The sequence below is a fragment of the Limnohabitans sp. WS1 genome, assembly GCF_003063265.1.
Lineage (GTDB): Bacteria > Pseudomonadota > Gammaproteobacteria > Burkholderiales > Burkholderiaceae_C > Limnohabitans_A.
The window spans coordinates 75,026-99,664 of record NZ_NERU01000003.1 but is presented as its reverse complement, the minus strand read 5'-3'; the positions used below and the strand labels follow the sequence as shown (position 1 = coordinate 99,664).

Annotated in this window: 24 protein-coding genes and 2 tRNA genes; 8 read left to right on the top strand and 18 right to left on the bottom strand. The window is 56.6% G+C overall.

Going from position 1 to position 24,639, the window contains the following annotated elements; translation table 11 throughout:
• Positions 1-59 precede the first annotated feature (59 nt).
• A complete protein-coding gene (locus B9Z48_RS06075) occupies positions 60-551 on the top strand; it encodes a heme-binding protein (RefSeq protein ID WP_089963548.1) in 492 nt (163 codons plus the stop codon).
• A 28-nt stretch (positions 552-579) separates the two neighbouring features.
• Positions 580-1,287 (top strand): ankyrin repeat domain-containing protein, encoded by a 708-nt coding sequence (locus tag B9Z48_RS06070; RefSeq protein ID WP_089963547.1) that lies wholly within the window; start codon positions 580-582, stop codon positions 1,285-1,287.
• A gap of 142 nt (positions 1,288-1,429) precedes the next feature.
• On the opposite strand, the gene B9Z48_RS06065 is transcribed toward B9Z48_RS06070, so the two are convergent.
• The 9 genes from B9Z48_RS06065 to uvrC all read right to left on the bottom strand — a co-directional run bounded on the left by B9Z48_RS06065 (position 1,430) and on the right by uvrC (position 10,791).
• The gene (locus B9Z48_RS06065) at positions 1,430-2,914 is read right to left on the bottom strand and encodes an AAA family ATPase (RefSeq protein ID WP_108377510.1); all 1,485 of its coding nucleotides are present in this window, start codon (positions 2,912-2,914) and stop codon (positions 1,430-1,432) included.
• 571 nt (positions 2,915-3,485) lie between these two features.
• Positions 3,486-3,561 (bottom strand) — tRNA-His (locus B9Z48_RS06060).
• Between the two features lie 54 nt (positions 3,562-3,615).
• Positions 3,616-5,532: a SurA N-terminal domain-containing protein gene (locus B9Z48_RS06055; protein ID WP_108377509.1), complete on the bottom strand. Its 1,917-nt coding sequence runs from the start codon at positions 5,530-5,532 to the stop codon at positions 3,616-3,618.
• Positions 5,533-5,593: 61 nt separating this feature from the next.
• A tRNA-Val gene (locus B9Z48_RS06050) sits at positions 5,594-5,669 on the bottom strand.
• 13 nt (positions 5,670-5,682) lie between these two features.
• Positions 5,683-5,955 (bottom strand): HU family DNA-binding protein, encoded by a 273-nt coding sequence (locus B9Z48_RS06045; RefSeq protein WP_089961555.1) that lies wholly within the window; start codon positions 5,953-5,955, stop codon positions 5,683-5,685.
• Positions 5,956-6,204: 249 nt separating this feature from the next.
• A complete protein-coding gene (locus B9Z48_RS06040) occupies positions 6,205-7,290 on the bottom strand; it encodes a tartrate dehydrogenase (RefSeq protein WP_108377508.1) in 1,086 nt (361 codons plus the stop codon).
• A gap of 76 nt (positions 7,291-7,366) precedes the next feature.
• Positions 7,367-8,275, bottom strand: coding sequence for a DMT family transporter (locus B9Z48_RS06035; RefSeq protein ID WP_108377507.1), 909 nt, complete (start codon positions 8,273-8,275; stop codon positions 7,367-7,369).
• Positions 8,272-8,841: a CDP-diacylglycerol--glycerol-3-phosphate 3-phosphatidyltransferase gene (gene pgsA, locus B9Z48_RS06030; protein ID WP_089961565.1), complete on the bottom strand. Its 570-nt coding sequence runs from the start codon at positions 8,839-8,841 to the stop codon at positions 8,272-8,274. The genes B9Z48_RS06035 and pgsA overlap by 4 nt, the downstream gene beginning before the upstream one ends.
• A gap of 21 nt (positions 8,842-8,862) precedes the next feature.
• Positions 8,863-10,791, bottom strand: coding sequence for an excinuclease ABC subunit UvrC (gene uvrC / locus B9Z48_RS06025; RefSeq protein ID WP_108377506.1), 1,929 nt, complete (start codon positions 10,789-10,791; stop codon positions 8,863-8,865).
• A 54-nt stretch (positions 10,792-10,845) separates the two neighbouring features.
• Here uvrC and earP point away from each other — a divergent pair, with 54 nt between their 5' ends.
• Positions 10,846-11,925, top strand: coding sequence for an elongation factor P maturation arginine rhamnosyltransferase EarP (earP, locus tag B9Z48_RS06020; RefSeq protein WP_108377505.1), 1,080 nt, complete (start codon positions 10,846-10,848; stop codon positions 11,923-11,925).
• A gap of 20 nt (positions 11,926-11,945) precedes the next feature.
• On the top strand, positions 11,946-12,551 hold the full coding sequence (gene fic / locus B9Z48_RS06015; protein WP_108377636.1) for a protein adenylyltransferase Fic: 606 nt from the start codon (positions 11,946-11,948) through the stop codon (positions 12,549-12,551).
• A gap of 206 nt (positions 12,552-12,757) precedes the next feature.
• On the opposite strand, the gene B9Z48_RS06010 is transcribed toward fic, so the two are convergent.
• The 4 genes from B9Z48_RS06010 to B9Z48_RS05995 form a co-directional block, all read right to left on the bottom strand.
• A complete protein-coding gene (locus tag B9Z48_RS06010; RefSeq protein ID WP_146186242.1) occupies positions 12,758-13,582 on the bottom strand; it encodes a hypothetical protein in 825 nt (274 codons plus the stop codon).
• A gap of 123 nt (positions 13,583-13,705) precedes the next feature.
• Entirely contained in the window at positions 13,706-14,149 is a 444-nt protein-coding gene (locus B9Z48_RS06005; protein ID WP_199233464.1) for a DUF4145 domain-containing protein, read from the bottom strand.
• Between the two features lie 284 nt (positions 14,150-14,433).
• Positions 14,434-14,928 (bottom strand): hypothetical protein, encoded by a 495-nt coding sequence (locus tag B9Z48_RS06000; RefSeq protein WP_108377502.1) that lies wholly within the window; start codon positions 14,926-14,928, stop codon positions 14,434-14,436.
• Between the two features lie 116 nt (positions 14,929-15,044).
• Positions 15,045-15,503 (bottom strand): GNAT family N-acetyltransferase, encoded by a 459-nt coding sequence (locus tag B9Z48_RS05995; protein ID WP_108377501.1) that lies wholly within the window; start codon positions 15,501-15,503, stop codon positions 15,045-15,047.
• A 355-nt stretch (positions 15,504-15,858) separates the two neighbouring features.
• On the opposite strand from B9Z48_RS05995, the gene B9Z48_RS05990 reads away from it, so the two are divergent.
• From B9Z48_RS05990 to B9Z48_RS05975, 4 genes are all read left to right on the top strand, one after another.
• Positions 15,859-16,341 carry a YeeE/YedE family protein gene (locus tag B9Z48_RS05990; protein WP_108377500.1) on the top strand — a complete coding sequence of 161 codons (483 nt, stop codon included), beginning with the start codon at positions 15,859-15,861 and terminating at the stop codon, positions 16,339-16,341.
• On the top strand, positions 16,338-16,772 hold the full coding sequence (locus B9Z48_RS05985; RefSeq protein WP_108377499.1) for a DUF6691 family protein: 435 nt from the start codon (positions 16,338-16,340) through the stop codon (positions 16,770-16,772). The genes B9Z48_RS05990 and B9Z48_RS05985 overlap by 4 nt, the downstream gene beginning before the upstream one ends.
• 96 nt (positions 16,773-16,868) lie before the next feature.
• Positions 16,869-17,423 carry an elongation factor P gene (gene efp, locus B9Z48_RS05980; RefSeq protein ID WP_062404128.1) on the top strand — a complete coding sequence of 185 codons (555 nt, stop codon included), beginning with the start codon at positions 16,869-16,871 and terminating at the stop codon, positions 17,421-17,423.
• 110 nt (positions 17,424-17,533) lie between these two features.
• Positions 17,534-18,406: a TIGR00730 family Rossman fold protein gene (locus B9Z48_RS05975; RefSeq protein ID WP_108377498.1), complete on the top strand. Its 873-nt coding sequence runs from the start codon at positions 17,534-17,536 to the stop codon at positions 18,404-18,406.
• Here the strand turns inward: B9Z48_RS05975 and B9Z48_RS05970 are convergent.
• From B9Z48_RS05970 to pncB, 5 genes are all read right to left on the bottom strand, one after another.
• Positions 18,388-19,581 (bottom strand): MFS transporter, encoded by a 1,194-nt coding sequence (locus B9Z48_RS05970; RefSeq protein WP_108377497.1) that lies wholly within the window; start codon positions 19,579-19,581, stop codon positions 18,388-18,390. The genes B9Z48_RS05975 and B9Z48_RS05970 overlap by 19 nt on opposite strands.
• Positions 19,578-20,972 carry a DNA recombination protein RmuC gene (locus B9Z48_RS05965; protein ID WP_108377496.1) on the bottom strand — a complete coding sequence of 465 codons (1,395 nt, stop codon included), beginning with the start codon at positions 20,970-20,972 and terminating at the stop codon, positions 19,578-19,580. Before B9Z48_RS05965 ends, B9Z48_RS05970 begins: the two co-directional genes overlap by 4 nt.
• On the bottom strand, positions 20,969-21,955 hold the full coding sequence (locus B9Z48_RS05960; RefSeq protein WP_108377495.1) for a D-glycerate dehydrogenase: 987 nt from the start codon (positions 21,953-21,955) through the stop codon (positions 20,969-20,971). Before B9Z48_RS05960 ends, B9Z48_RS05965 begins: the two co-directional genes overlap by 4 nt.
• Positions 21,955-23,337, bottom strand: coding sequence for a sodium:proton antiporter (locus B9Z48_RS05955; protein WP_089961829.1), 1,383 nt, complete (start codon positions 23,335-23,337; stop codon positions 21,955-21,957). Before B9Z48_RS05955 ends, B9Z48_RS05960 begins: the two co-directional genes overlap by 1 nt.
• A 92-nt stretch (positions 23,338-23,429) precedes the next feature.
• Positions 23,430-24,614 carry a nicotinate phosphoribosyltransferase gene (gene pncB / locus B9Z48_RS05950; RefSeq protein ID WP_108377494.1) on the bottom strand — a complete coding sequence of 395 codons (1,185 nt, stop codon included), beginning with the start codon at positions 24,612-24,614 and terminating at the stop codon, positions 23,430-23,432.
• Positions 24,615-24,639 lie beyond the last annotated feature (25 nt).

Here is a 24,639-nt window from a genome sequence, read left to right as displayed (position 1 = left end):
CATTTTCTGCAGGGGATGAACAGTGGCTTCATCACCCATTTTTTTAAGCAAGAAACCCCATGCGATCCATTCATTACTCCACCGCTTTTGTTTTGTCATTGGCCAGTTTGGGCGCCAGCGCCCAAGCCGTTCGTGTTGAAAAGAACATGTCACTTGAACTGGCCACCAAACTCGCGGCCGCCACCGTGGCCGCTTGCAGTGCCGACAAATACAACGTGACCGCCACCGTTGTTGACCGTGCTGGTGGCGTGCGTGCAGTGCATCGCGCTGACAATGCTGGCCCACACACCCTGGCCGCCAGCCAGGCCAAGGCATTCACCTCGGCTTCTGGCAAAAATACCACCACGGCCATGTGGGAAGGTGTGCAAAAGAACCCGGCTTCGGCCAATGTGGCCATGATTCCAGGTTACCTGCTGCTGGGGGGTGGTGTGCCAGTGAAGGTCGGCGACGAGGTGATTGGCGCCGTGGGCGTGGGTGGTGCACCCGGTGGCCACCTGGATGAAAAATGTGCCTTAGCAGGCATCGCCAGTTTGCAAGACATGCTGAAGTAAGCCAACTCTAAGCCAAGCAAGAAAAGACATGGAAATCAAAACCTCATTCCTCACCTGGTTCACAGCTGCGCTCTTGGCCCTCGCCACATGGGCGGGACCAGCCCAAGCGCAGATAGCCCCCAGCGCGGCAGAGGCTGCGCGTTACACAGGCTTGCATGCGGCAGCGCACAAGGGTGATTTGGTGCAGCTTAAAAAGCTGCTCGCCAGCGGTGCCAGCGTCAATGCGCGAGACCCATTTGGCCGCACGCCAGTGCATGTGGCCACTTTTGCCAAGCATCCCGAGATCATTCGTGCCCTGGCCTTGGCGGGTGCGAGCCTTGAACTGCTGGAAAACGACCGCTACGACGCGGTCACGATTGCTGCAGTGGCCGATGACGAAGAGACCTTGCGGGTGTTGCTCGGTTTGGGTGCCAGTGCCAAACTCACCACAAGCCGGTACGACGGCACCGCCCTGATTGCAGCGGCCCACTTGGGGCACGACGGGGTGGTGAGGCAATTGATTGCTGCGGGTGCTCCGCTGGACCATGTCAACAACCTGCATTGGACAGCCATGATCGAGTCCGTTGTGTTGGGCCAGGGTGGTGTCAGGCATCAAGCTGTGTTGCAGGCGCTGCTGGCGGCCGGTGCCAGCACCCGATTGACCGACCGCCAGGGCAATACGCCGCTGGTGCTGGCGAAAGCCCGGGGATTTGCGGCCATGGTGGGAATGTTGGAGAAGGATGGCCTGAGCAAGTGATGCAGTGACGGCCATGTTCAGACCCAACCCATCTGAGCTTCAGTGGGCTTGATTCTCGACCCCTTATCCCATGCGTGAAGGCTTGCCCACACACCCTGAGGTCCATGTGGAACTGTTCACGCCTTTTACCCAAGACCGCGCTTTAGTCAGCTGGGACCGTCCTGCCAGATGCCCACGCCCTCAATGAAGCGATCTGCTCATGCATGACAACTGACAAGGGCCTTGTCACAGACAACTCCTTGAGCATGTGATCTGTGCCGGGGTTTTCTCGCTCGCTCAATGCGCGGTACATACCGTCAATGACCACCTGTTCAATTTCTGAGCCAGAAAAACCTTCACTAGCTCGTGAAAGCTGACTGAGGTCAAAAAAACGCGGGTCCAAATTGCGCTTGCCCAGGTGAATGGCAAAAATATCTTGTCGAACCGCCTGACTCGGCAGGTCCACAAAAAAAATCTCGTCAAATCTGCCTTTTCGGAGCAACTCAGGAGGTAGTCGTGATACATCGTTGGCGGTGGCCACAAGGAAAACTTTTGCGTGTCGTTCATTCATCCAAGTCAACAGGCTGCCCAAAATCCGGTGTGATACACCACCATCGGCATCGCCCGAGCCATTGGCCACGCTTTTTTCAATTTCATCAATCCACAAGACACAGGGCGCCATTGCCTCCGCTTGGCGCAAGGCCTCCTTCAGGTTGTGCTCGGATTCGCCCAGCCACTTGCTGTACAAGTTGCCAAAATCCAAGCGCATCAACGGCACATGCCAACTCCCCGCTACGGCCTTGGCCGCCAAACTTTTGCCCGTACCTTGCACGCCCAAAAGCAGCAAGCCCTTGGGCGGGTCAATACCCTGATCGGCGCGCTCTCCTGTGAAAGTGGCGCGCCTCAATTCCAGCCATTGCTTGAGGTGGTTCAGTCCTCCGACGAGATCAAGACCTTGTGTCTCAATAACAAACTCAATCAGTCCGTCTTTACCGGAGTTTTCTCTTTTGAAATTGAGGATCCGCTTCAGGTCTATCAGTGTCAAACGTCCATCGTCACGAATACTCTCCGCCATCAGTCGACGCACATCTTCTTCGTTTAATCCGGCAAGGTGTCTGACCAGTTTGTCCTCCATGTCACCAGGCTTTATGAACTTGCGTCCACGGTCTTCCCACAGCCATCGATAGACTTCTTCATAGTAAATTTCACGAATGAGTTCACTGTCGGGGAGTGGGGGTGTGAAATACTTTCCAACTCGCTTCAAGTGATCGGGCAATTCAAGGTGGTCGCCCACCAATATCACTGTTCGTAATTGGCCATGCGCGTCTTCCGCCAAATCTATCAGGAGGCGCAAGACCGCAGGGTCCTTGAGATGGGGTTGCGGATCCAATATAACGACCAAGCCCGCGTGAATGTCACTTTTGACGTAAGAGAGTGCTTCCTTTATGTCTTTGATCTGTGGCTGTTGGTCCAATTGGGTTAGACACGTCAGCGCGCCTGTTGCATTCCACGTGAACAAGGGTGTTTGTCGTTCACGAGCCAAGGCTTCAACATGATTAAGGATCCTTGAATCCTCCAAGGTCTCAATGAATACCAAAACTGCGCCCTGGGCTATAAGGGTATCGAGATCCGTAAGGCTGTTGATCATGGTGCTAAAAGGAGGTATTTTTAATGCGTCTCTCAAGAGCAAAAATTCAAGAAAAAACCATTTACATCAAAAAGTTTCATCAACATTCATGCTATTGCACATTGATCTGTTATCGACTGTCAGGGTAAACCAAAAGTTGATCTTCATCAACAAAGCCCTTCGATTTGGATTGACCTTGCGCTCGAAAAACGTATCCCTTGCTCAGTAGTGTCCGGGTCACGGGCTATATCTCATTTGCTTAGTCATTTTTCGACACACCTGTTATCGAGAGAGACTTTGACGCGTGCCAAAAGAAAAAGTTGGAGGGGCTCCGGCAGACCTGATCGGCGAGTTCAGCCGGGCAGCGATGCAGACAATGGATAACAGCAGATAAGCCTGTCGCGCGTTTTTGAACTACAGATTCAAAAATACTGGAAAAGGACAAGAATGAAAGTGGCCATCTTCAGTGCCTGTGAAAAGCACCCGGAAATTGGCGTCATGCTTGCCACAAAAAGATCAAACGAAGTCGCTTGCAAGAGCCAGAAACAAAAAAGCCCACTCGGTGAGGAGTGGGCTAATTTGTTGATTTAACTGGGGTGGCTGATGGGGCTCGAACCCACGACAACAGGAATCACAATCCTGGACTCTACCAACTGAGCTACAGCCACCGTAGAGAGATATTATAGCCTCTAGTTCTTGAAAAAAATGATCTTGCGAAAGTTTTATGAGCCTGTTGATGATTTGGGCTGGGGAACAAGAATCTCAGCCTTGAACTGTGCACGCAAATAGACCAAATAGGCATTGGCTTCGGCGTTTGCCAAAAGGCGAGCAAACTGCTGACGACTTTGATCTTGCTGCTGTGCATTCAACGGTTCTCTTGGAACCAACTTGTTCATGCGAACCAAAGCAAAACCTTGCATGCCCAAATCCACACCCAAGAACGAGGGCACATTCGCGGGGTCTGCACGCAAAGCGGCGTCGATCAATGCTTGTGGCTGGCCTTGCGTTTGATCACGGGAAACGATCAATGGTGCGCCAAGCTGCGCAAGATCAGGTTTGCTCTTCCACTCCAGCAATTTGGCCTGCCCTTCGGCCTTGGCCAATTTCAGAGCCTCTTCCTGGATGTATTGAACACGCACCTCATCTTTGACTTCAGCAAAAGGCTTCAAGGCTGCGGGGCGGTGGTTGATGATTCGCGCTGAAACCAAGGTGTTGCTGCCCACCTCCATGGCAGCCGTGTTTCGACGCTTGCTCACGGAATCCTCAGCAAACACGGCCTCCAACAATTTTGGATTGGCCAAAATGCCCTGGGAGGCAGGTGAAGGTGAACGGGTCAGGTCCTTGGCCGTTTGGATGCTCAGTTTGAGCTTTTCAGCCACGGGCTTGAACGTATCGGCTTGCTCGTAAACACTGTTGCTGAAGGTCTCGGCGAACTCTGCAAACTGGCGTTTGGCTTGTTGCTTGCGCAGATCAGCTTCAAGCTGGGGGCGCATCGCCTCAAGGCTGGGGGCAGCAGCAGCTTTGATGTCGGTGAGCAAAATGATGTGGTAGCCGAACTCAGACTCAACAACCGAGCTGATGTCGCCTTTTTTCAAAGAGAAAGCGGCATCTTCAAAGGCTTTGACCATGGCCCCTTTGGCAAAAAAGTCGAGGTCTCCGCCTTTGCTGGCGGAGCCCGTGTCTTGAGAGTTTTTCCGGGCAAATTCGGCAAAGTTTTTGGGGTCTTTGCGCAAATCAGACAGCAATGCCTCTGCTTTTAACTTGGCCTTCTCGCGATCCGCAGCAGGCGCATCCTTGGCTGCGTTGATCAGAATGTGGCTCGCACGACGTTGCTCTTGACCTGCAAGCCGTTGCAGGTTTTGGTCGTAGTAAGTTTTGATGTCTTGCTCGGGCAAGGTGATGCTTTTTTCGAGCGCTGCGGCATCCAAAACCAGAAACTCGATGTCCGCGGACTCCTTGGAACGGAATCGATCCGATTGGGCCTGATAAAACTTTTCAAGCTCAGGTTCGGTCACTTGGACCTTGCTTGAAAAAGTTGCTGGCTCGAAACGTTGGATTTGGATTTCGCGACGCTGCAAAAATGCTTGCAAAGCCCCTTCGCTTTGTCGCTGAGAGGACATCACAGAACTTTGCAGCGAAGAAAGAACTTGTTTTTGTGACAAGTCGCGCCGAACTTGAGCCTCAAGCATTTCAGGCGTCATGCCTTGACTCGCAGCCAACTGGCGATATTTATCCATATCGAGTTTGCCGTCTGCACCACGCAAACCCGCAATGGACGGGTCTTGCTGCAAATAATTGGCCAAGCGCTGATTGCTCGTGACCAACAATTGCTTATCTGAGGCCAATGCAATCACGCGGTCATTGACCAAGCGCTCAAGAGTTGCATATCGGGCGTCGTCGGAGCCCAAGAGTTTGGCATCCAAATTGGGCACAGACGCACGAATGCGATCCACTTCGCGCTGATGTGCCGCATCCCACTCGACCTGTGTGATTTTCTGGCCATCGACCTTGGCGACAACTGCGCCTTTTTCCTCAAATTGCTGATAGCCATCCACACCAAATAAAACGAAAGAAGGAATGATCAACAAAAACAACAGCCCCATCAGGATTTTTGAGTTGTTGCGGATGGTGTCAAACATGATCTAGGTCTCGGGTTATCAACAAAAAAGGCGAACATTGAGTTCGCCTTTGAGTGAGAGGTGGTGGGTGCTGACGGTCTCGAACCGCCGACCTACTCCGTGTAAAGGAGCCGCTCTACCAACTGAGCTAAGCACCCTCTCAAATTCAAATCAATTCAAAGCGTCCTTCAGACCCTTGCCTGGACGGAACTTTGGAACGTTGGCTTTTTTGATTTTAATCGCAGCGCCAGTGCGAGGGTTACGGCCGGTGCGTGCAGCACGTTTGCCCACCGCAAAAGTTCCAAAACCCACCAACGAGACTGTACCGCCTTTTTTCAAGGTTGTACGGACTGCGCCGATCACGGCCTCCAGCGCACGGCCAGCCGCTGCTTTGGAGAGGTCCGCATCTTTGGCAATGTGTTCGATCAATTCTGTTTTGTTCACAAAAACCTCTGAGAGTTAAATGCCGGGCGTACCAGCTTATGAAATGGCATTGAACATTCATGGCAACAACCATGAATGCAATGTTCGCATCATCACCCTGAATTCGGATGGTCACATGACCCTGCGATGCACCCTAACGAGTGCAAATGAAAGCAATTCGGAGTGAATTCTAGCGTTGAAATTCAACGTTCTGAGGCCGCTTTCGGTATTTTTTGTGCGTGTCAGAAACCTACTTCACATCTGCACACATCAAAGCACTTGTTCAATGGCACGCCCCAAGTCGGATGTGCTGGCAGTGCCCCCTAAATCAGGCGTGCGTGGCGCACCACTGCCCGGTGCAAGCACCTTTTCAATGGCCGCCAAAACAGCGTCGTGCGCCGCTTTGTAGCCCAGAAACTCCAGCATCATGGCCCCGCACCAAATTTGTCCAATCGGGTTGGCAATGGCTTTGCCTGCGATATCGGGTGCAGAGCCGTGCACGGGTTCAAACAATGAGGGGAACAAACGATCCGGGTTCAAGTTGGCGCTGGGCGCAATGCCAATGGTGCCTGTGCAGGCAGGCCCCAGGTCGCTCAAAATGTCACCAAACAAGTTGCTGGCCACCACCACGTCAAAGAAATCAGGGCGCTGCACAAAGTGGGCGGTCAGAATGTCAATGTGGAATTTGTCCACATGGATGCCCGGATATGCCTTGGCCATTTCGGCCACGCGTTCATCCCAATAGGGCATGGTGATGGCGATGCCGTTGGACTTGGTCGCGCTGGTCAAGTGCTTTTTGGGACGGGTTTGGGCCAGTTCAAATGCGAACTTCAAAACCCGATCAACCCCAATGCGCGTCATGATCGACTCTTGCATCACGATCTCGCGCTCAGTCCCGGGGAACATGCGTCCTCCTACGCTGGAGTATTCACCTTCGGTGTTTTCACGCACGATGTACATGTCAATCTCGCCAGGCAGGCGGGGGCTGCCGTCGCGGCGCACCACCGGCGCAATGATGCCCGGCATCAAGCGGGCTGGGCGCAGGTTGATGTACTGGTCAAATTCACGGCGAAACAACAGCAGCGACCCCCACAAGGAGACGTGGTCGGCGATTTTTTCGGGCCAACCCACAGCGCCGAAATACAAGGCATCGTGGCCACCGATCTGGTCTTTCCAGTTGTCGGGCAACATTTTTCCGTGCTTTTCGCAGTAATCCCAGCTGGAAAAATCGAAATGGTCAAAGTGCAAATCGATGCCGAATTTGCGGGCTGCGGCGTCCATCACGCGCAAGCCTTCGGGCATGACTTCTTTGCCAATGCCATCTCCGGGAATGACAGCGATGCGGTGTTTGCTCATATGGGGGACTTTCTGAAACAAAAAATGGGCGTAAATTCAAATGCGCAAGCTTAGCAACAAAGTGCCAAGCGGGGTTTCACCTACGAGACGGCCTCACCACCCAACTCACCCCCAGAGCCGTCAAGGCTGTACCGAGCAAAGTGGTCAACGTGATGGCTTCACCAAACAGCAACCAAGCCATGATGGCCGTCGTGGGGGGCACCAAGTACATGAGGCTGGTGACCGATGCAGCCGCCCCTTTTTGAATCAGCATGTACAAAAGCGAACTGCCGCCCAAAGTCAAACCCAACACCGACCAAGCCATGGCCCCTGCCAATTCGCCGTTCCAACGCATGGTTTCGGTTTCCATGAGTGCCAAAGGCAAAGTGACCACCAAAGCGGCCATGAGCTGCACCGTGTTGGCCGAACGCACGTCGCACGGTTGGACATAGCGCTTTTGATACAACGTTCCAACCGTGATGCTGAGCAAAGCGGTCAATGCAAAAGCCATGTTGGTGGGGGTCACATGGTCCAAGGGCGTGCCCAAGGTCAATTTGCGCCAAACCACCATCATCAAACCCACGAATCCCAAAGACAAACCCAGCCATTGCCGCTGCGACACGCCTGGCTGATCGTGGCCTCTCATGCTGTAAGCCAGCCAAATGGCCGTCAAGATCGGTTGAAAGCCCACCACCAAAGAAGACAGCCCCGAGCCCATACCGGCCTTGACCGCCACCCAAACGCCACCCAAATAACCGCCATGCATCAAGATACCGGTCACCGACAGGTGCAAGAATTGGGCGCGGTTTTGGGGCCAAGCGACTTTGGCCCAAACAATCCAAGGCAAGAAGCAGGCGATGGACAAGGCGTATCGCACGGATAAAAAAGACAGCGGGGGGGCATGGGGCATGCCGAAACGGGCAACGATGAAGCCCGTGGCCCAGATCAAGACGAACGCCACAGGCGTTGCCCTGACCCAGGCATCAGACGCAGACTCCCCGCTCATTTCACGCGGGCTCGGATTTCAGGCAAGGCTTTTTGCATGTAATAAACCATGGACCACACCGTCAAAACAGCGGCCACCACAATCAAGACGGCACCCCAGGCACGGGTGTCGATGAGCCCGAACAGGGTGTCGTTGTAAAGCAAGAAGGGTATCGCCACCATTTGCACCGTGGTCTTGAGCTTGCCCACCATGTGCACGGCCACGCTTTTGCTGGCCCCAATCTGCGCCATCCATTCACGCAGAGACGAGATGGCGATCTCGCGGCCAATGATGATGAGCGCCACCAGCACATTCACCCGGTCCATCTGCACCAGCATCAACAAGGCGGCGCAAACCAAAAACTTGTCGGCCACCGGGTCCAAAAAGGCCCCGAAGGCAGAGGTTTGGTTGAGCTTGCGAGCCAGAAAACCATCCAGCCAATCGGTGAAAGCAAACAACACAAACATGACCGTGGCGATCAGGTTTTGTGTCTCTATCTTCAGGCTGTCGAGGTAGTACACGCCAATGATCAAAGGGATCGCGACAATGCGCGTCCAGGTCATGATGGTGGGAATGGTGAAAAACATGGGCTTGATTGTGGCATGCGCTCAATGCAAGGCGTTGTAAATGGTTTCGGCCAATTCGCGGGAAATGCCCTCTACGCCCAGCAAGTCCTCCACGCTGGCGCTTTCCACACCCCGCACACCGCCAAAGCGCTGCAGCAGTTTGGCCCGTTTGCGGGGACCGATGCCCGGAATTTCTTCGATCTTGCTGCCGCCCATGCGCACCTTGGCCCGCTGGGCCCGCATGCCGGTGATGGCAAAGCGGTGCGCCTCGTCGCGGATTTGCGCCACCAGCATGAGTGCTGCCGAATCCTTGCCCAGGTAGACCTTTTCGCGGCCATCGGCAAACACCAACTCTTCCAGGCCCACCTTGCGGCCCTCGCCTTTTTCCACACCCACGATGCGCGACAGGTCCAGCCCCAGGTCGGTGAACACCTCACGCGCCATGCTCACCTGGCCTTTGCCACCGTCGATCAGCACCAAGTCCGGCAGGCGTGCAGTGCCCTCGCCCGAGCGCAAGGCCTCGGCCAGCTTGCCGTAGCGGCGCATCAGCACCTGGCGCATGGCCGCGTAATCGTCGCCGGGCGTGATGCCCTCGATGTTGTAGCGGCGGTAGTCGCTGCTTTGCATCTTGTGCTGTCGGAAAACAACGCAAGAGGCCTGTGTGTTCTCGCCTGCCGTGTGCGAAATGTCAAAGCACTCGATGTGCAGTTGGTCCAAATCATCCGGAGCCAGATCCAGCGCCTCGGCCAGCGCCCGGGTGCGGGCCTGCTGCGAGCCTTCTTCGGCCAGCAAGCGGGCCAGTTGCAGCTCGGCATTTTTCTCGGCCATCTCCAGCCACACGCGGCGGTGCTCGCGCGGATTCGTCACCGTGCTGATCTTCACGCCCGACTGCGCCGACAAAGCCGCGATCAGCGCTTTGTCCACCACCGCACTCAAGATCAGCAGCGGCGGCACGGGCACACCGATGTAGTGCTGCGCCAAAAAGGCTTCGAGCACCTGCACTTCGACCGGGAGCGGCGCTTCGCCCTCCTCCAGACCCAGCAATTCCTGCGCGTCCTGCACATGCACCGGGAAATAAGGCCGGTCGCCCAAATGCCGTCCGCCGCGCACCATGGCCAGGTTCACGCACGCGCGGCCGCCCTGCACTTTGGCCACCAAAATGTCGGCATCGGTGTCCACCGCCGTGTCCACCGACTGCTGATGCAAGACCCGCGACAGCGCCGTGAGCTGGTTGCGCACCTCGGCGGCCAGCTCGAATTCGAGCTTGTCGGCATGCTGCATCATCCGCGCTTCCATCTCGCGCATCAGCGCCTGGGTCTCGCCACGCAAAAACTGCTCGGCGTGCTGCACATCGGCTTTGTAGTCTTCGGGGCTGATCAGGTTCACACACGGGCCTGAACAACGCTTGATCTGAAACAGCAGGCAAGGCCGGGTGCGGTTGGCAAACACCGTGTCCTCACAGGTGCGCAGCCTGAACACCTTCTGGATCAGCTGAATCGACTCCTTGACCGCCCACGCACTGGGGAACGGCCCAAAGTAACGGTGCTTCTTTTCCACCGCCCCCCGGTAATAGGCCACACGCGGGTAATGCTGCGCCTCGGGCGTCTTGACCAGCGCGGGCAGCGCCACGCGGCCGTTGCCCGTGAGCTTGAGGTAGGGGTAACTCTTGTCGTCCCGAAACAGGATGTTGAAGCGCGGGTGCAGCGTCTTGATGAGGTTGTTTTCCAGCAGCAGCGCCTCGGCCTCGGAGCGCACCACGGTGGTTTCCATGCGGGTGATCTTGCTGACCATGTGGCCAATGCGGGTGCCGCCGTGGTCCTTCTGAAAGTAACTCGACACCCGGCGCTTGAGGTTCAGGGCCTTGCCCACATACAGCAGCTGCTCCTGCGCATCAAAGTAACGGTACACCCCCGGCAAGGCGGGCAGTGCGGCAACTTGCGCGAGCAGGGCTTCATCATGGGTGTTCGACATGGCGGCTATTGTCTGTGAAAAGATGCGTGTGAAATCTCCAGCGACAATCGCCGCATGCAAACTGGCCAACTCTGGGACATCTTCTGCACCGTGATCGACAACCACGGCGACCTGGGCGTGTGCTGGCGCCTGACGCGCCAGTTGCGCGACGCGGGCCAGCGCGTGCGCCTGTGGGTGGACGACGCCTCGGCCCTGGCCTGGATGGCCCCCACCGCCCACCAAGAGCCTGGCATTGAAGTGCGGCCGTGGGCCGATGCCAGCCAAGCCAGCACCCTGCAAGCGCTGCCCCCGGCCGACGTCTGGGTCGAAGCCTTTGGCTGCACCTTGCCCGAAGCCTTTGTGGCGCATGGTGTAGCCACCCGAGCGCAACAACCCAGGTGGATCAACCTCGAATACCTGAGCGCAGAAGACTGGGTGCCCCGCATGCACCAGCTGCCCTCGCCCATCATGAGCGGCCCGGCCAAGGGCTGGACCAAGACCTTCTTTTACCCCGGCTTCACGCCGGACACGGGCGGCCTGCTGCGCGAAACCGACCTGCTGGAGCGCCAGCAAAACTTTGACCTTGTCAAACGTTCGGCAAGGCGGCAACAACACGCCCCCAACCTGCCCCCAAACGGCCTGCTGATCAGCCTGTTCTGCTACGAACCCGCCGCCCTGCCCCAGTTAATGGCACAAGGGGTGGGCACCCCCCACCACCTGCTCGTCACCCCGGGCCGCCCGCTGGCTGCGGTCCAGCAAGCACTGGCGGGCATGGTTGAGCCACCGAGCTGGAGCGCCCTGACCTACACCGACCAAAATGGCTTTGACGAGATGCTCTGGGCCTGCGACTTGAATTTTGTGCGCGGCGAAGACTCGCTGGTTCGGGCCCTTTGGGCAGGCCAGCCCTTCATCTGGCACATCTATCCGCAAGACGACAACGCCCACCATGACAAGCTGGAGGCGTTTTTGAATTGGATGCAGGCCCCGGAAAGCTTGCGCAAGGCGCATCGGGTTTGGAATGGGATGGAAGCGGGGGAATGGCCTGCGCTCAATGCCGAAACGCTGCAGATTTGGAGCCAGAACACCCAAAACAAGCGCCATCAACTTTCTGGGCAAGCTGATTTGGTCACGCAACTGATCCATTTCGTGGGTTGAAAATGAACAAGGGATGCACCATGGTCTTTGGCAACAAACTGAATATCAGCAGCCAGGTTGAACTCCACCTGGTGGAAGAAAAGCTCAGCAAACAAAAAGCCAAACAGTTGTTTGAAAGCGGCGATATCGACAAAGTGGAAGTGGGCACCTTTGCGGGCATGGCCAACATCCATGCTTATTTGTTTGACGAGGTGTATCCCTTTGCCGGCCAGGTGCGCGAGGTGAACTTGGCCAAGGGCAACTTCAGGTTTGCACCCGTTATGTATTTGCAGCCATCGCTGGCACACATCAGCGCCATGCCACAGCAAACCTTCGAACAAATCGTCGAGAAGTACGTGGAAATGAACGTGGCCCACCCGTTTCGGGAAGGCAACGGACGTGCCACCCGCATCTGGCTCGACCTGATGCTGAAAAAAGAAATCCGACAAGTCATTGACTGGAACTTGGTGGACAAAGCCGAGTATTTGTCGGCCATGGAGCGCAGCGTGGTGAAAGACCTGGAAATCAAACACCTGCTCAAGGGCGCATTGACCGACCAAATCCACGACCGCGCGCTGTATATGAAGGGCATCGACGTGAGCTACTACTACGAAGGCTACAGCGAGTACAAGGTTGAGGACTTGTGAGCCAAGGCATTGGCATGAAAGTGGTCAAGTGAAACATCAAAACCCGGAGCGATTCAGGGCTTACGGTGCATGGCTTAGCGGGTCAGCTTGAGCAAGGGGTTAGGCATCGGCGCTCGCGAACCCTGAGTAGGGAACAGGTGCCGAAGCACCCGTTCCCGACAGCACCTCGCCCCCCGTTTTTGTGGGGTCCAGGGAGTTGCCTTTCCTCATAGCCTGCGAAGTGCATCAGGCTGTGCTTGTGCCGTTGGACGCTTCTGCATCGTTGTGCCACAGCACAATTCGAAGTTTGCGTTCCTCCACTCAACTGTAGCAAAGTGCCGCAGGTTGTCCACGTGTGCGCCCAAGAAAGTCCGGCGGCCTTTGTGAATGACCCCGAACGTGGTTGCTGACGTGTGCGGCTTGCGAATGATGCCTACCAGTTGAGGAGCTCCTCCAATCGTGGGTTCGGTCGATTTCGCCAACGTGTCGCAGAAGCAGTGAAAGACGGCTCTGCTTGTGCCCTTGGTTGGTCCGGACTCATACCGGCTGTAGTTTTCCTCGAAGTCGGCCGCCCCTGAACCAAGGGCAAAGAGTACGCCGGAGGCCGCTGGCATTGGGCACTCTTCGCCATGCCAGCCTTGCTTCTTGCTCCATTTGATCGTGTGGCTAAAGAAATTCTTGTTGTTCGTCGTGTCACGGGAGCCGTGGACAACACTCAAGGAGTTCTCCTCGAGCCCGGCATGGAGTGCCGGATACTCCCGGAAGAGATCGTTCAGCTTGTCAACAATCGCCTGAAACTTCTGCTTCGGGGAAAAATCGCTCGCGAACAGAAGACCTGCGTCGGCGAGGTCGACGATCTGATTAAGGGCTATTGAGGGAAAGAGCACGTCGCCGCAGTACCCCAGGACGTCTGGCCATTTGGTGAATGCAAAGACCTTTCGGCCATAGTCAAAGTGGGCTGGTGCCTTCCAGGAGATTCGGCTATCGGCGGCCATGTACAGCGACGAAGGACCGTGGGTGTCAATGCCGACCCAGCAGACTAGGAGCGTCATGAGGGAGTTATTCCGATGCCTAACGTTTGAGCTAACAGGATCGTTGCGGTGGGCGGCTAAAGGCCCAGAATGAAATGGCCGGCCTTTAGCCGCCCACCGCAATGGGTCCGGTTGAGCGAATGGTTAGGCGTCACCGTCGCGTTTGGCAATTCCATCTCGCGCCGATTTTGGAAGATTTCCATATAGTTCTTCTACCCTTGCCGGTGTAGAGATCATTGTCTCTGTTATCAGGTTCACAAGATGGAAGAGATGACCCGCAATATCTTCATTGTCGGTATCAATTTGCCCGGGATGCACGGCGTTGTTTCCTACTACGCGGACAATATCCAGGGACTTTTGCACAATCGCCGGCAGTCCAATTTTGACAAGCATGCCGATGTCCGCGTTGATGTTCTTACCATCTCCGCCTAAGTGAATGCATAGTTTCTGGATGCCGAGCCTTAGAAGTGCCGCGGCGGCTTTCGGCGACGAACTCGCAATTGTTGCCGCCTCCTCATAGTCAGCCTTGACATCGGGGGGCATATCTGAATTCGGGATTGGTGCATTGGCGCGATTCGGGTAAATCATTTTCGTGCCGTGCCATAGAGTGGCCTCTTTGCAGTGCTCACATATGGAAGACGCAAGCCAATCAGTACTTTGGTATTGATTTGCTCCACCCAAACTCTTTTCTGTAACGGAGAACTGGTACTGACGTGCGAAGACGCCGCAGTGCGGGCACGTAAATGACTTTGACGTTCGACTTGGGGCTACGAATTTCATATTTGTAGTGAGTAGGAAAGTTGGATTGAGCGACGCCTAACGTTGAAGCTCAGCGGTCGGCGTAGCCGTCCGCTGCAGCGACCAGTTAGATTTCATGACCACTTCGCCTGGGCGGCCTCAAGCTGAGCGAACGCAAGAAGCTCTTTTTTGCCAAGATCACCGCTAGACAAGTTGAACTTCTCTGGCTCCGGCGCTGGACCTACCGGGTGGTCTTGCCATTCGGCAAGGCTCTTGTTGTATTGCGCTTGTTTCAAACAATACTCAACCGCCTTCGAGTGGGTTGCATCTAGGAAGTTGTTTGACTCGGCGTCAACTGTCCGCCAGTACGCGGCCATGAACCAGTGCTGATACGCAAATTCGTATTGCGCGGTCGCGTGGTATTGGTTCGCGTAGCGTTCGAGCCCGTGGTACTCGGTGTTGTTCTTCGCCGGAATCCGGGAGTCCACGACATCGGGCCTATGGTCGCCCCAAGGGTAATCATCCCGCATGCATAGGAATGTCGAAGTTAGGCCGCTCGTCCCGCCAAAGTGCTGCTGGAGGAACTGCCTAGCGAGCACGCGGTATTCCGCTTTCCATTCGTATGACATCGACTGACCTCGTCTTTGAAATCTAACGTTGGAGATAAGCGGCAAACAACGGCGGCACGGCGCAGGCAAAAGCGCGCAAACGTTGATCGCCGTTGTTTGTCCGCTTGATTGACGGGTTAGGCATCGATGGACTTGCTATAGGCGTAGAAGACTTCATCGCGAGCCCAACCGAGTGATTCGTATGCGGCCTGAGCTAGCTTGTTTGTCTTCGCAGTAGTGAGGTCCATTCTCGCCTTGCCGCTTACGGCCGCAAGCCTTTCTGCAGCTTGCAGGAGAACCTTTCCAGCACCTTTGCGCCTTGCCTGCGGGATGACGAACAGGTCATAAAGCGAGTAGATCGGCTTTGCTTCGACCGAGCAAAAGGTAGGGTACAGCTGGCAGAAACCAACGGTCTTCTGGGTTTCGTTCGAAGCCAGAAGAATCACGGATTCGTTGTTCCGGAGGCGATCGCGAATGAAACTCTTGGCCAAGGCGAGGTTCGGTGCTTGCTCATAGAACTGCCGATAGTCATCGAACAGAGGGGCGATGACATCGAGGTCAGCGAGCGTTGCGATTCGGGTAATGATGTTGCTCATGCGGTCTTAGATTCGATGCCTAACGTGATGTAGACCGCAAAACCCGGTTGATACATCCGGGCCGAGTCGAAACACACTTTTGATGAATGGATTGCAAACCTCATCGAACAAGGCCTTCGGCCCCTATGCCTGAATTTTTGTACAGGTATAAATCACCATGAAACCCGGCACTCCTTGTTGGCCATCAGCTGATCTTCGTCGGTCGCTGCGGACCCAAACTATAACCTTATTAATTACATTTCAATGAGTCACTTCCTAGCATGATCAAAAAATTGAGAGAACCCTTGAACCACAAAGCCTTCAAGCTGGATGTCCGCAAAATTGACCCGATCCGCGTGCCCGATAATCCCGACCCATGACTCTGATTGACACCCTCTTCCCCCTCGGCTGGCAGCACTACCTGCTGGGCGGCCTCACCATTGGCGCTGGCGTGGCGCTGCTGTATTTGTTCAACGGCTGGGTGGGCGGCATGAGTTCCGTCTTTTCCAGCAGTTGGTCGTTTGTGTCCAAACGGGCGTTTTTCCAGCAAGCGCGCTTTGTCAGCACCCGCAACTGGCGGCTGGTTTACGCGCTGGGGGTGGTACTGGGGGCGCTGGTTTGGCGGCTCACGCTGGCGGGCGGCGAGGCGCAGCACACCAGCGTACCCGCCTGGCAGCTGCTGGTGGGCGGCTTTTTGGTGGGCTACGGTGCGCGCCTGGGCAATGGCTGCACATCCGGTCACGGCATTTGTGGCCTGGGCTCGTTGCAACTGCCTTCGCTGGGCGCGGTGCTCACCTTCATGGCCACCGCCTTCATGACCGCCAACCTGATGGCCATCTTCACGAAAGGCCTGGCATGAACCCGCCGAACCCCCACACCCTGACCCTGCCCAAGGCATTGGTCACCCTGGTCGCCGGGGCCTTGTTTGGCTTTGGCCTGTCGCTGGCCACCATGGTTCAGCCTGACGTGGTTTTGAGCTTTTTGCGCTTTCAAGACTGGGGCCTGATGTTGGTCATGGGCGGCGCAGCGGGCTTGGCCATGCTGGCTTACAAAGGTTTTCCGCGCTGGCTGGGCCGCCCTTTGTTGGGTGGTCAGTTCCTGACGCAACCGGCCAGCTGGAACCGCCAAACCGTGATCGGCTCGGCCATTTTTGGCGTGGGCTGGGGTTTGAGCGGGGTGTGCCCCGGCCCGGCCATTGCGGCTTTGGGCACAGGCAACACCGACATCCTGTGGGCTTTGGGCGGGATTGTCTTGGGCGGCTTGGTTCACGGCTTGACAGCACGTGACTGACCGCCTGCATGGACCTTCAGCCAAATACCAAGCCCCACAGGTTAGAATAATGGGCTTGGCTCCAAGCCACCCTCTTTCATTTCAGACTCAATTCCTATGAAAACCGCTCAAGAAATCCGCGTCGGCAACGTCATCATGCACGGCAAAGACCCCATGGTCGTCCTGCGCACCGAATACCAACGCGGTGGCCGCGGCTCGTCCACCGTGCGCATGAAGCTCAAGAGCTTGATCGCCAACTTCGGCACCGAAGTCGTGTTCCGCGCCGACGACAAGATGGACCAAGTCATTCTGGACAAAAAAGAGTGCACCTACTCTTACTTCGCTGATCCCATGTACGTTTGCATGGACACCGATTTCAACCAGTACGAAGTCGAAGCCACCAACATGGGCGACGCCCTGAACTACCTCGAAGACGGCATGGAACTCGAAGTGGTGTTCTACAACGAGAAAGCCATCTCGGTCGAATTGCCCACCAGCGTGGTGCGCGAAATCACCTGGACAGAGCCCGCCGTCAAAGGCGACACCTCCGGCAAAGTGCTCAAGCCCGCCAAGATCGCCACCGGCATGGAAGTGCCTGTGCCTTTGTTCGTGAGCCAAGGCGACAAGATCGAAATCGACACACGCACCGGCGAATACCGCAAGCGCGTCTGATCTTCTGATCAAGCCCCCTGATGAAAGCCCCGCAAGGGGCTTTTTTAATGGGCCAAGGGCAGAACCTTGCACCATCAGGTGCGACTTGCTGCGCATGCACAATCGTCACCATGCACAGCACACCCAAACTCAAACAACCGGTCTTGCCACACGCTTGGGCGGACCTTCATGCCGAAGACCAAAACACACACTGGTTAGAACCTAAAGCCCATCGATTGGCCTTTGCCGATCCAGAATTCATGCTTCGGCGAGAAACCCGTGGGATTCGGCTCCAACTCGAACTGCTCAAACCAGACTTGGCTCAAGCCGAAGCGGGCATCGAACACACGGTGGTGGTGTTTGGAAGTGCACGATTCACCGACCGCGAGACGGCTCAGGCACAACTGAAATCTGCCCTGCTGAGTGAACAAGCCGAAAAAATCAAAGCGGCCCAAGTCATGCTGCGCAACGCTGAACATTACGAAAACGCGCGGGTCTTTGCCCAAAGTGTGGCCCACTCATGTGCCTGCTTGCCTGATGACGAAAAGCTTTTCATTTGCACTGGAGGCGGACCAGGCATCATGGAAGCGGCCAACCGAGGTGCCACGGAAGCGGGTGCCATGTCGGTGGCACTCAACATTTCCCTGCCGCATGAGCAGACACCCAACCCCTATGTCACGCCCGATCTGAGCTTCAAGTTCCATTACTTTGCGCTGCGAAAAATGCATTTCATGATGCGTGCCAAAGCGCTGGTGGCCTTTCCCGGAGGTTTTGGCACACTCGACGAACTGTTTGAAGTGATGACCCTGGTGCAAACCCGCAAAGCCCGGCAGGTCCCCATTTTGCTTTTTGGCAGTGACTACTGGCAACGCCTGATCAACATGGACTTGCTGGTCGAACAAGGCATGATTTCAGCAAACGACCTGAATTTGTTTCGTTACGTGGACACACCAGAAGCCGCCTGGCAGGCCATTTGCGAGTTTTATCAACTCAAAGTTTCATGATGCTTGGAGGCATGGCTTGGGCGCAAACCCCAAGCAGCGCGAGAGCCCATGCCCACGGCGACCCCCACCACCCAAAACACGGGTGCCACCCCCGCAATGGCACCCGCCGCGCCAAAGAGCATGGGCATCAGCACACTCGAGGCGTTGATGCTCATGAGACGCAAACCCAGCGCCTCGCCCTGACGGTGTGCCGGGGTGATTTGGTGCAAAGTGCTCATGATCATGGGCTGCACCGTCCCCAACACCAAACCCAGCAACACCGAGCACACCCCCATGGCCACGGCGGTGGGCATCAGGGGGTAGACCGCAAACAGCAAGGACGTGCACACCATCGCGCCCGTGATGATTTGGTGTTCTTTGACGTGGCGCGAGATGAAAGGTAAACACACCCGTATGAATGCTGCAGCCAAAGCAAATGAACCCAGAATGGAGCCCACCACAGAAGCGCTGTAACCGCGCTCGTGCCCCAACACAGGCACCACAAAGGTGTGCACATCCCAGCACGAAGACAGCAACCAATTGACCCCCAACAAACGCCGCATCATGGGCTCGGCCAGCAAATCCAGTGCACGTCGGGGTTTGTCGTTGGCGAGTTCGGGTGAAAGGGGAAGCTCAGGCACTGGGCGCACCCAAAACCATGTGAACAGCGGAAACACGGCCATCAACAAGAAGGCCCATCTGAACCCCGAAACGTGCCCCGCCTCGGGTCCGGCATAGTCAATCAACAAGCCTGCCAGTACAGGGCCGACAAAATTGGACACGGCAGGACCCAGCGACAACCAACTGAAGGCCACCTTGAGTGCGGCCGGGTCTTTGGCCATGCGGCCCACATGGCGTTGCAAGGCGATCACGGCCATGCCGGTGGCACCGCCTGCGGCCAAAGCGCTCAGGCACATCACCGCAAAGTTGGGCCACAGTGCCGACAGCAGCACACCCGATGCCGCCAGGACAACGCTGATGCGCATGATTTTTTGCAAACCCCGACGGTCGCTGTAACGGCCTGCAGGCAGCGCCAATAACATGGGGGAAAACGCAAACAAGGCCAAAAGTGCGCCCACCGCCACGGCGCTGAAACCCTGGTTGAGGGCCAAAAGGGGGATGGCCATGCGCGTGCCCGCCATGCACGCGTGCAAAAACATCTGACCCGCAATCAGCCGGGCCAGATCAGGGCTCACTTGTTCTCCTCTTGCGCGAGATCCGGCCCGCTGGGCAAAAGTGCTTGCGCTTGCAGCTCGGGCAGCGCATCCACCTGGCGCAGAGCGCGGCTCATGACGTTACTTCGGGTTTGTGCTTGGTCCAATGTGTTGAGCACCGTCTGGGTCTGGTTGCGCACCTTGGTCAGCACATCGCCAAACTTGCCAAACTCGGTCTTGACCGCACCCAGCACCTGCCAGACTTCGCTGGATCGTTTTTCAAGCGACAGGGTTCGAAAGCCCATTTGCAAAGCGTTCAGCATGGCCATCAGGTTGGTGGGACCGGCCAATGTCACGCGGTGGTCGCGCTGCAGGGTTTCCATCAGGCCTGGGCGACGCAGTACCTCGGCATAGAGCCCTTCGGTCGGCAAAAACATGACCGCAAAGTCGGTGGTGTGCGGCGGCTCCAGGTATTTTTCAGCGATCGATTTGGCTTCAAGCTTGATGCGTGCTTCCAACGCCTTGGCACACAGCTCGGCCTGCACAGGGTCAGCGCGGCCTTGGGCCTCGAGCAGGCGCTCGTAGTCTTCGTTGGGAAACTTGGCGTCAATCGGCAACCACACCGGCTGGCCGCTTTCAGACCGGCCAGGCAAGCGAATCGCAAAGTCCACCCGGTTTTTGTCGCCAGGCCGCGTGGCCACCTGCACGGCGTATTGCTCAGGCGTGAGGACTTGTTCGAGCAGAGAGGCCAGTTGTGCCTCGCCAAACATGCCTCGGGTCTTGACGTTGGTCAGCAGGTGCTTGAGGTCGCCCACGCCTTGCGCCAGGGTGTGCATTTCGCCCAGGCCTTTGTGCACCTGCTCAAGGCGCTCGGCCACTTGTTTGAAGCTCTCGCCCAAACGGGCTTGCAAGGTGGCCTGGAGTTTTTCGTCCACTGTCTGGCGCATTTCATCGAGCTTGGCAGCGTTGCTTTGCTGCAGCTGCGACAGCTGGGTTTCCATGGTGCCGCGCATTTCGGTCAGACGTCGGGCATTCGCCTCAGACAGTGCATTGACTTGCTGGGCCAGGCTGTCGGTCAGGCTTTTTTGCAGCAAGGCCAGCTGTTGGGCCAGCGCGTCAATTTGCTGGTTTTGGGTGCGGGTCGCTTCGGCGCTTTGCTGCAGCAGCGATTGCTGGAACAGCGTGAGGGTGTGCATGGCCTCTTGTCGGCCTTGCACACCAGACTGGCTGATTTCGCTGCGCAGTTCGCGCTCCAAACGCTCGGTTTGGGCCTGCAGAGCTGCAAACTGATGTTGCAGCCAGGCGGCTTGCTCGGCGGCCTGGCCAGCAGCTTGCTTGGCCTGTGCCTCGGGCGACGCCCGTGAGCGCAGCAGCAACAGCACCAAACCCAGCAGGTTCAACCCGGCCAGGGCCAGCCACAGCCATTCACTCATGCAGCTGAGCCGGGCACGGAGTTCAGCGGTGTCAGGGCTTGACCACGGGTCAGGTAAGCCACCAGGTTGTCAGCTGCCAACTGCGCCATGGCCTTGCGGGTTTTGACCGTGCTGCTGGCAATGTGGGGCGTGAGCACCACGTTGGAGACGGTCAACAAATCAGGGTGAACCGCAGGCTCGCCTTCAAAGACATCCAAACCGGCGGCGGCAATTTGGCCCGCTGCCAAAGCCTTGGCGAGCGCCGCGTCGTCCACAATGCCGCCGCGTGCAATGTTGACCAGGGTGGCGGTCGGCTTAATCTGCGCCAGCTCTGCCGCGCCAATGGTGTGGTGAGACTCGGCGCTGTAAGGCACAACCAGCATCACATGGTCAGCGGTCTGCAGCAGTTCTTGCTTGGACACATAAGTGGCCTTGCACTCGGCTTCGAGCTCGGCGCTCAAGCGGCTGCGGTTGTGATAGATCACGTTCATGCCAAAGCCATGCGCGGCGCGGCGGGCAATGCCCTGGCCGATGCGGCCCATGCCGATGATGCCGATGGTCGAGCCATGCACCTCGGCCCCGGCAAACATGTCGTAGCTCCACTTTTTCCACAAACCGGCACGCAAATAGTGCTCGCTCTCGGTCACGCGGCGGGCCGTGGCCATGAGCAGGGCAAAGCCAAAATCGGCTGTGGTTTCGGTCAGCACATCGGGCGTGTTGCTGGCCTGCACACCCGCAGCGGTCATGGCGGGCACGTCAAAGTTGTTGAAGCCCACGGCCATATTGGCCACGATGCGCAGCTGCGGATTGGCCTGCAGCAGCGCCACGTCGATGCGCTCGCTGCCGGTGGTCAATGCGCCCACTTTGCCTTGCATGCGGCGGGTCAGCTCTTCGGCAGACCAAACCTCGTCGGCCTGGTTGCTCTCGACTTCAAACACCTGCGCCAAAGACTGCAGGACCTCGGGGAAGATGGCTCGGGCCACCAAAATGGAAGGTTTGGACATCACTTGAACCAGATGAAACTCATGACAACGAACAACGGAATCAGGACAGCGCCCGACCACAACATGTAACCAAAGAAGCTGGGCATTTTCACGCCACGGTCTTCGGCGATGGCCTTGACCATCAAATTGGGCGCATTGCCGATGTAGGTGTTGGCGCCCATAAACACGGCACCGGCCGAAATGGCGGCCAGCGTCGGGGCCAAGGTGGTCATCAGCACCTGCGGGTCACCGCCTGCGGTGTTGAAGAACACCAAATAAGTGGGGGCGTTGTCGAGGAATGAACTCAAAGCGCCCGTGATCCAGAAGTACATCATCACGTCGGGACTGCCATCGGGCTGGGTCACTGCTTGAACCACCGCACCAAATGGGCCGTTGACACCTGCCTTGAGCATGGCGATGACCGGAATGATGGTCAGGAAAATCCCGGCAAACAACTTGGCCACTTCGGCCATGGGTGCCCAACCGAATTGGTTGTCCGCATGCACCTTGGCGGGTGTGATCTTGAGAGACAAAATGGTCAAGGCCACCAGACCCAGATCGCGCAAAACGCCCGGCAAACCGACTTCGGTGCCGTAGATGTTGAAAGACACGGGCGACTTCCAGAAACCGCTCATCAGCACCAAGCCTACAACGGCTGCCAGCAGCCAGAAGTTGATGGCCCCATCAAAACCAATCGCTTTCGAGTCTGGTGTTGGATCTTGCGGCAACACCTCTTCACGGCGGTGGTAGTACCAGGAGTCCAGCGCAAAGAAGATGGCGAGCAAGCTGCCCACCAAGAACAGTGTCTCGGGGAAGATGGTTTTGACAGTCCAGAAGAAGTCAACGCCCTTCAAGAAACCCAAAAACAAGGGGGGATCGCCCAAAGGCGTCAAGGAGCCGCCAGCATTAGAGACGATGAAGATGAAAAACACCACAACATGGGCCACATGCTTGCGGTTGTCGTTGGCGCGAATGAGTGGCCGGATCAACAGCATGGATGCACCTGTGGTGCCCATGAAACTGGCCAGCACGGCCCCAATCCCCAAGATGGCGGTGTTCAGGCCTGGGCTGCCGTGCAAGTTGCCACGGATGAAAATGCCGCCCGACACGGTGAACAAGGCCGTGAGCAAGATGATGAAAGGGATGTATTCGGCGAACAGGGCGTGCACCGTGTTCGCACCTGCCGCGGCAGGACCGAACACCATGGCAAAAGGCACGAGGAAAGCCAAGCCCCAAGCGGCGGCGACTTTGCCGTAATGGTGGTGCCAAAAATTCGGCAAAAGCAAAGGCATCAAGGCAATCGACAACAAAATGCCTGCGAATGGCACGCCCCACATCACCGACAACTGAGCGCCATCAAAGTCGGCAGCAAAAGCCCCTCCGGACAACAACAACAGCGGCATAGCCAGCCACGCGGTCCACCGCTTACCCCATCGCTTCATGATGAAAATCTCCTGTGAATTGGTGCGCTATGTTAACGGCCTGCGAGTGTCGGTCAGTTGATGGGGTTGATCTCGAACACTTGGCGCAAATAGGCCAAATACTTTTCGTCGTCACACATGCCTTTGCCCGGTGAATCCGACAATTTGGCCACAGGCTGACCGTTACAACGGGTCATTTTGATGACAATTTGCAGAGGTTCATAGCCCAGATCGTTGGTCAGGTTGGTGCCCACGCCAAAAGCGAGTTGGCACCGTCCTCTGAATTGCTCAAACAATTCGATGGTTCGGGGAATGGTCAAGCCATCGCTGTAAATCAGCGTCTTGGTTTTAGGGTCGACCCGGTTTTGCTGGTAGTGCGCAATCATGCGCTCGCCCCAGCTGAACGGGTCACCACTGTCATGGCGAGCACCATCAAACAACTTGCAAAAATACAAATCAAAATCGCGCAAAAAAGCGTTAAACCCATACACATCGCTCAGGGCAATGCCCAGATCACCACGGTACTCTTTGGCCCATGATTCAAAAGCAAAGACTTGGCTGTCTCGCAAGCGTGGACCCAGTGCCTGTGCGGCTTGCAGGTATTCATGGGCCATGGTGCCCAAGGGCGTCATTTTGAGCAGGTACGCGTAGTAGACATTGCTGGTGCCCGCAAATTGCCCATCGGGCCCAGTGCCCAAACGGGCCGACATGACACGCAATACCTCTTCGTGCCAAGCGCGAGAAAAGCGGCGACGGGTGCCGTAGTCGGCGATCTTGAGCGTCTCCAGACCCGGTGCATGCAGTTGGTTGATCTTCGTCTCCAAACGGCGTCGACCCTCCATCAGGTCAGGCACCTTTTGGGTGTTGCGAAAGTAGACCTCGTTGACGATGGCCAGCACGGGAATTTCAAACAAGATGGTGTGCAGCCAAGGCCCACGAATCGAGACATCGATCTCACCCGAAGGCAGGGGCAAGACCTCGATGTATTTTTCATTGAGTTTGAACAGGGCCAAAAAATCGACAAAGTCGCTTTTGATGAACCGCAGCGACCGGAGGTATTGAAGCTCAGCCTCCTTGAAGCTCAAGCTGCACAAGGAACAGATTTCTTGCCGAATTTCATCGACATACAAAGCCAAAGGCACGCCCGGGTTGCGGCACTTGAACTTGTATTCGACCTGCGCCCCCGGAAACTGGTGCAGCACGACCTGCATCATGGTGAATTTGTACAGGTCGGTGTCAAGCAGGCTGGTGATGATCATGGTGTGTTGTCTCTGGCAGCTGATG

Excerpts from the sequence above, each read along its gene's own strand:
- pncB (WP_108377494.1), bottom strand. The coding sequence starts at position 24,614 with ATGATCATCACCAGCCTGCTTGACACCGACCTGTACAAATTCACCATG.
- B9Z48_RS05990 (WP_108377500.1), top strand. The coding sequence starts at position 15,859 with ATGACTCTGATTGACACCCTCTTCCCCCTCGGCTGGCAGCACTACCTG.
- B9Z48_RS06005 (WP_199233464.1), bottom strand. The coding sequence starts at position 14,149 with ATGATTTACCCGAATCGCGCCAATGCACCAATCCCGAATTCAGATATG.
- B9Z48_RS06075 (WP_089963548.1), top strand. The coding sequence starts at position 60 with ATGCGATCCATTCATTACTCCACCGCTTTTGTTTTGTCATTGGCCAGT.
- B9Z48_RS06035 (WP_108377507.1), bottom strand. The coding sequence starts at position 8,275 with ATGAGCGGGGAGTCTGCGTCTGATGCCTGGGTCAGGGCAACGCCTGTG.
- earP (WP_108377505.1), top strand. The coding sequence starts at position 10,846 with ATGCAAACTGGCCAACTCTGGGACATCTTCTGCACCGTGATCGACAAC.
- B9Z48_RS05955 (WP_089961829.1), bottom strand. The coding sequence starts at position 23,337 with ATGCCGCTGTTGTTGTTGTCCGGAGGGGCTTTTGCTGCCGACTTTGAT.
- B9Z48_RS05975 (WP_108377498.1), top strand. The coding sequence starts at position 17,534 with ATGCACAGCACACCCAAACTCAAACAACCGGTCTTGCCACACGCTTGG.
- B9Z48_RS06055 (WP_108377509.1), bottom strand. The coding sequence starts at position 5,532 with ATGTTTGACACCATCCGCAACAACTCAAAAATCCTGATGGGGCTGTTG.
- B9Z48_RS06040 (WP_108377508.1), bottom strand. The coding sequence starts at position 7,290 with ATGAGCAAACACCGCATCGCTGTCATTCCCGGAGATGGCATTGGCAAA.
- B9Z48_RS05995 (WP_108377501.1), bottom strand. The coding sequence starts at position 15,503 with ATGAGCAACATCATTACCCGAATCGCAACGCTCGCTGACCTCGATGTC.
- B9Z48_RS06070 (WP_089963547.1), top strand. The coding sequence starts at position 580 with ATGGAAATCAAAACCTCATTCCTCACCTGGTTCACAGCTGCGCTCTTG.
- efp (WP_062404128.1), top strand. The coding sequence starts at position 16,869 with ATGAAAACCGCTCAAGAAATCCGCGTCGGCAACGTCATCATGCACGGC.
- B9Z48_RS06010 (WP_146186242.1), bottom strand. The coding sequence starts at position 13,582 with ATGACGCTCCTAGTCTGCTGGGTCGGCATTGACACCCACGGTCCTTCG.
- B9Z48_RS05985 (WP_108377499.1), top strand. The coding sequence starts at position 16,338 with ATGAACCCGCCGAACCCCCACACCCTGACCCTGCCCAAGGCATTGGTC.
- uvrC (WP_108377506.1), bottom strand. The coding sequence starts at position 10,791 with ATGTCGAACACCCATGATGAAGCCCTGCTCGCGCAAGTTGCCGCACTG.
- B9Z48_RS06000 (WP_108377502.1), bottom strand. The coding sequence starts at position 14,928 with ATGTCATACGAATGGAAAGCGGAATACCGCGTGCTCGCTAGGCAGTTC.
- pgsA (WP_089961565.1), bottom strand. The coding sequence starts at position 8,841 with ATGTTTTTCACCATTCCCACCATCATGACCTGGACGCGCATTGTCGCG.
- B9Z48_RS06065 (WP_108377510.1), bottom strand. The coding sequence starts at position 2,914 with ATGATCAACAGCCTTACGGATCTCGATACCCTTATAGCCCAGGGCGCA.
- fic (WP_108377636.1), top strand. The coding sequence starts at position 11,946 with ATGGTCTTTGGCAACAAACTGAATATCAGCAGCCAGGTTGAACTCCAC.
- B9Z48_RS05960 (WP_108377495.1), bottom strand. The coding sequence starts at position 21,955 with ATGTCCAAACCTTCCATTTTGGTGGCCCGAGCCATCTTCCCCGAGGTC.
- B9Z48_RS05965 (WP_108377496.1), bottom strand. The coding sequence starts at position 20,972 with ATGAGTGAATGGCTGTGGCTGGCCCTGGCCGGGTTGAACCTGCTGGGT.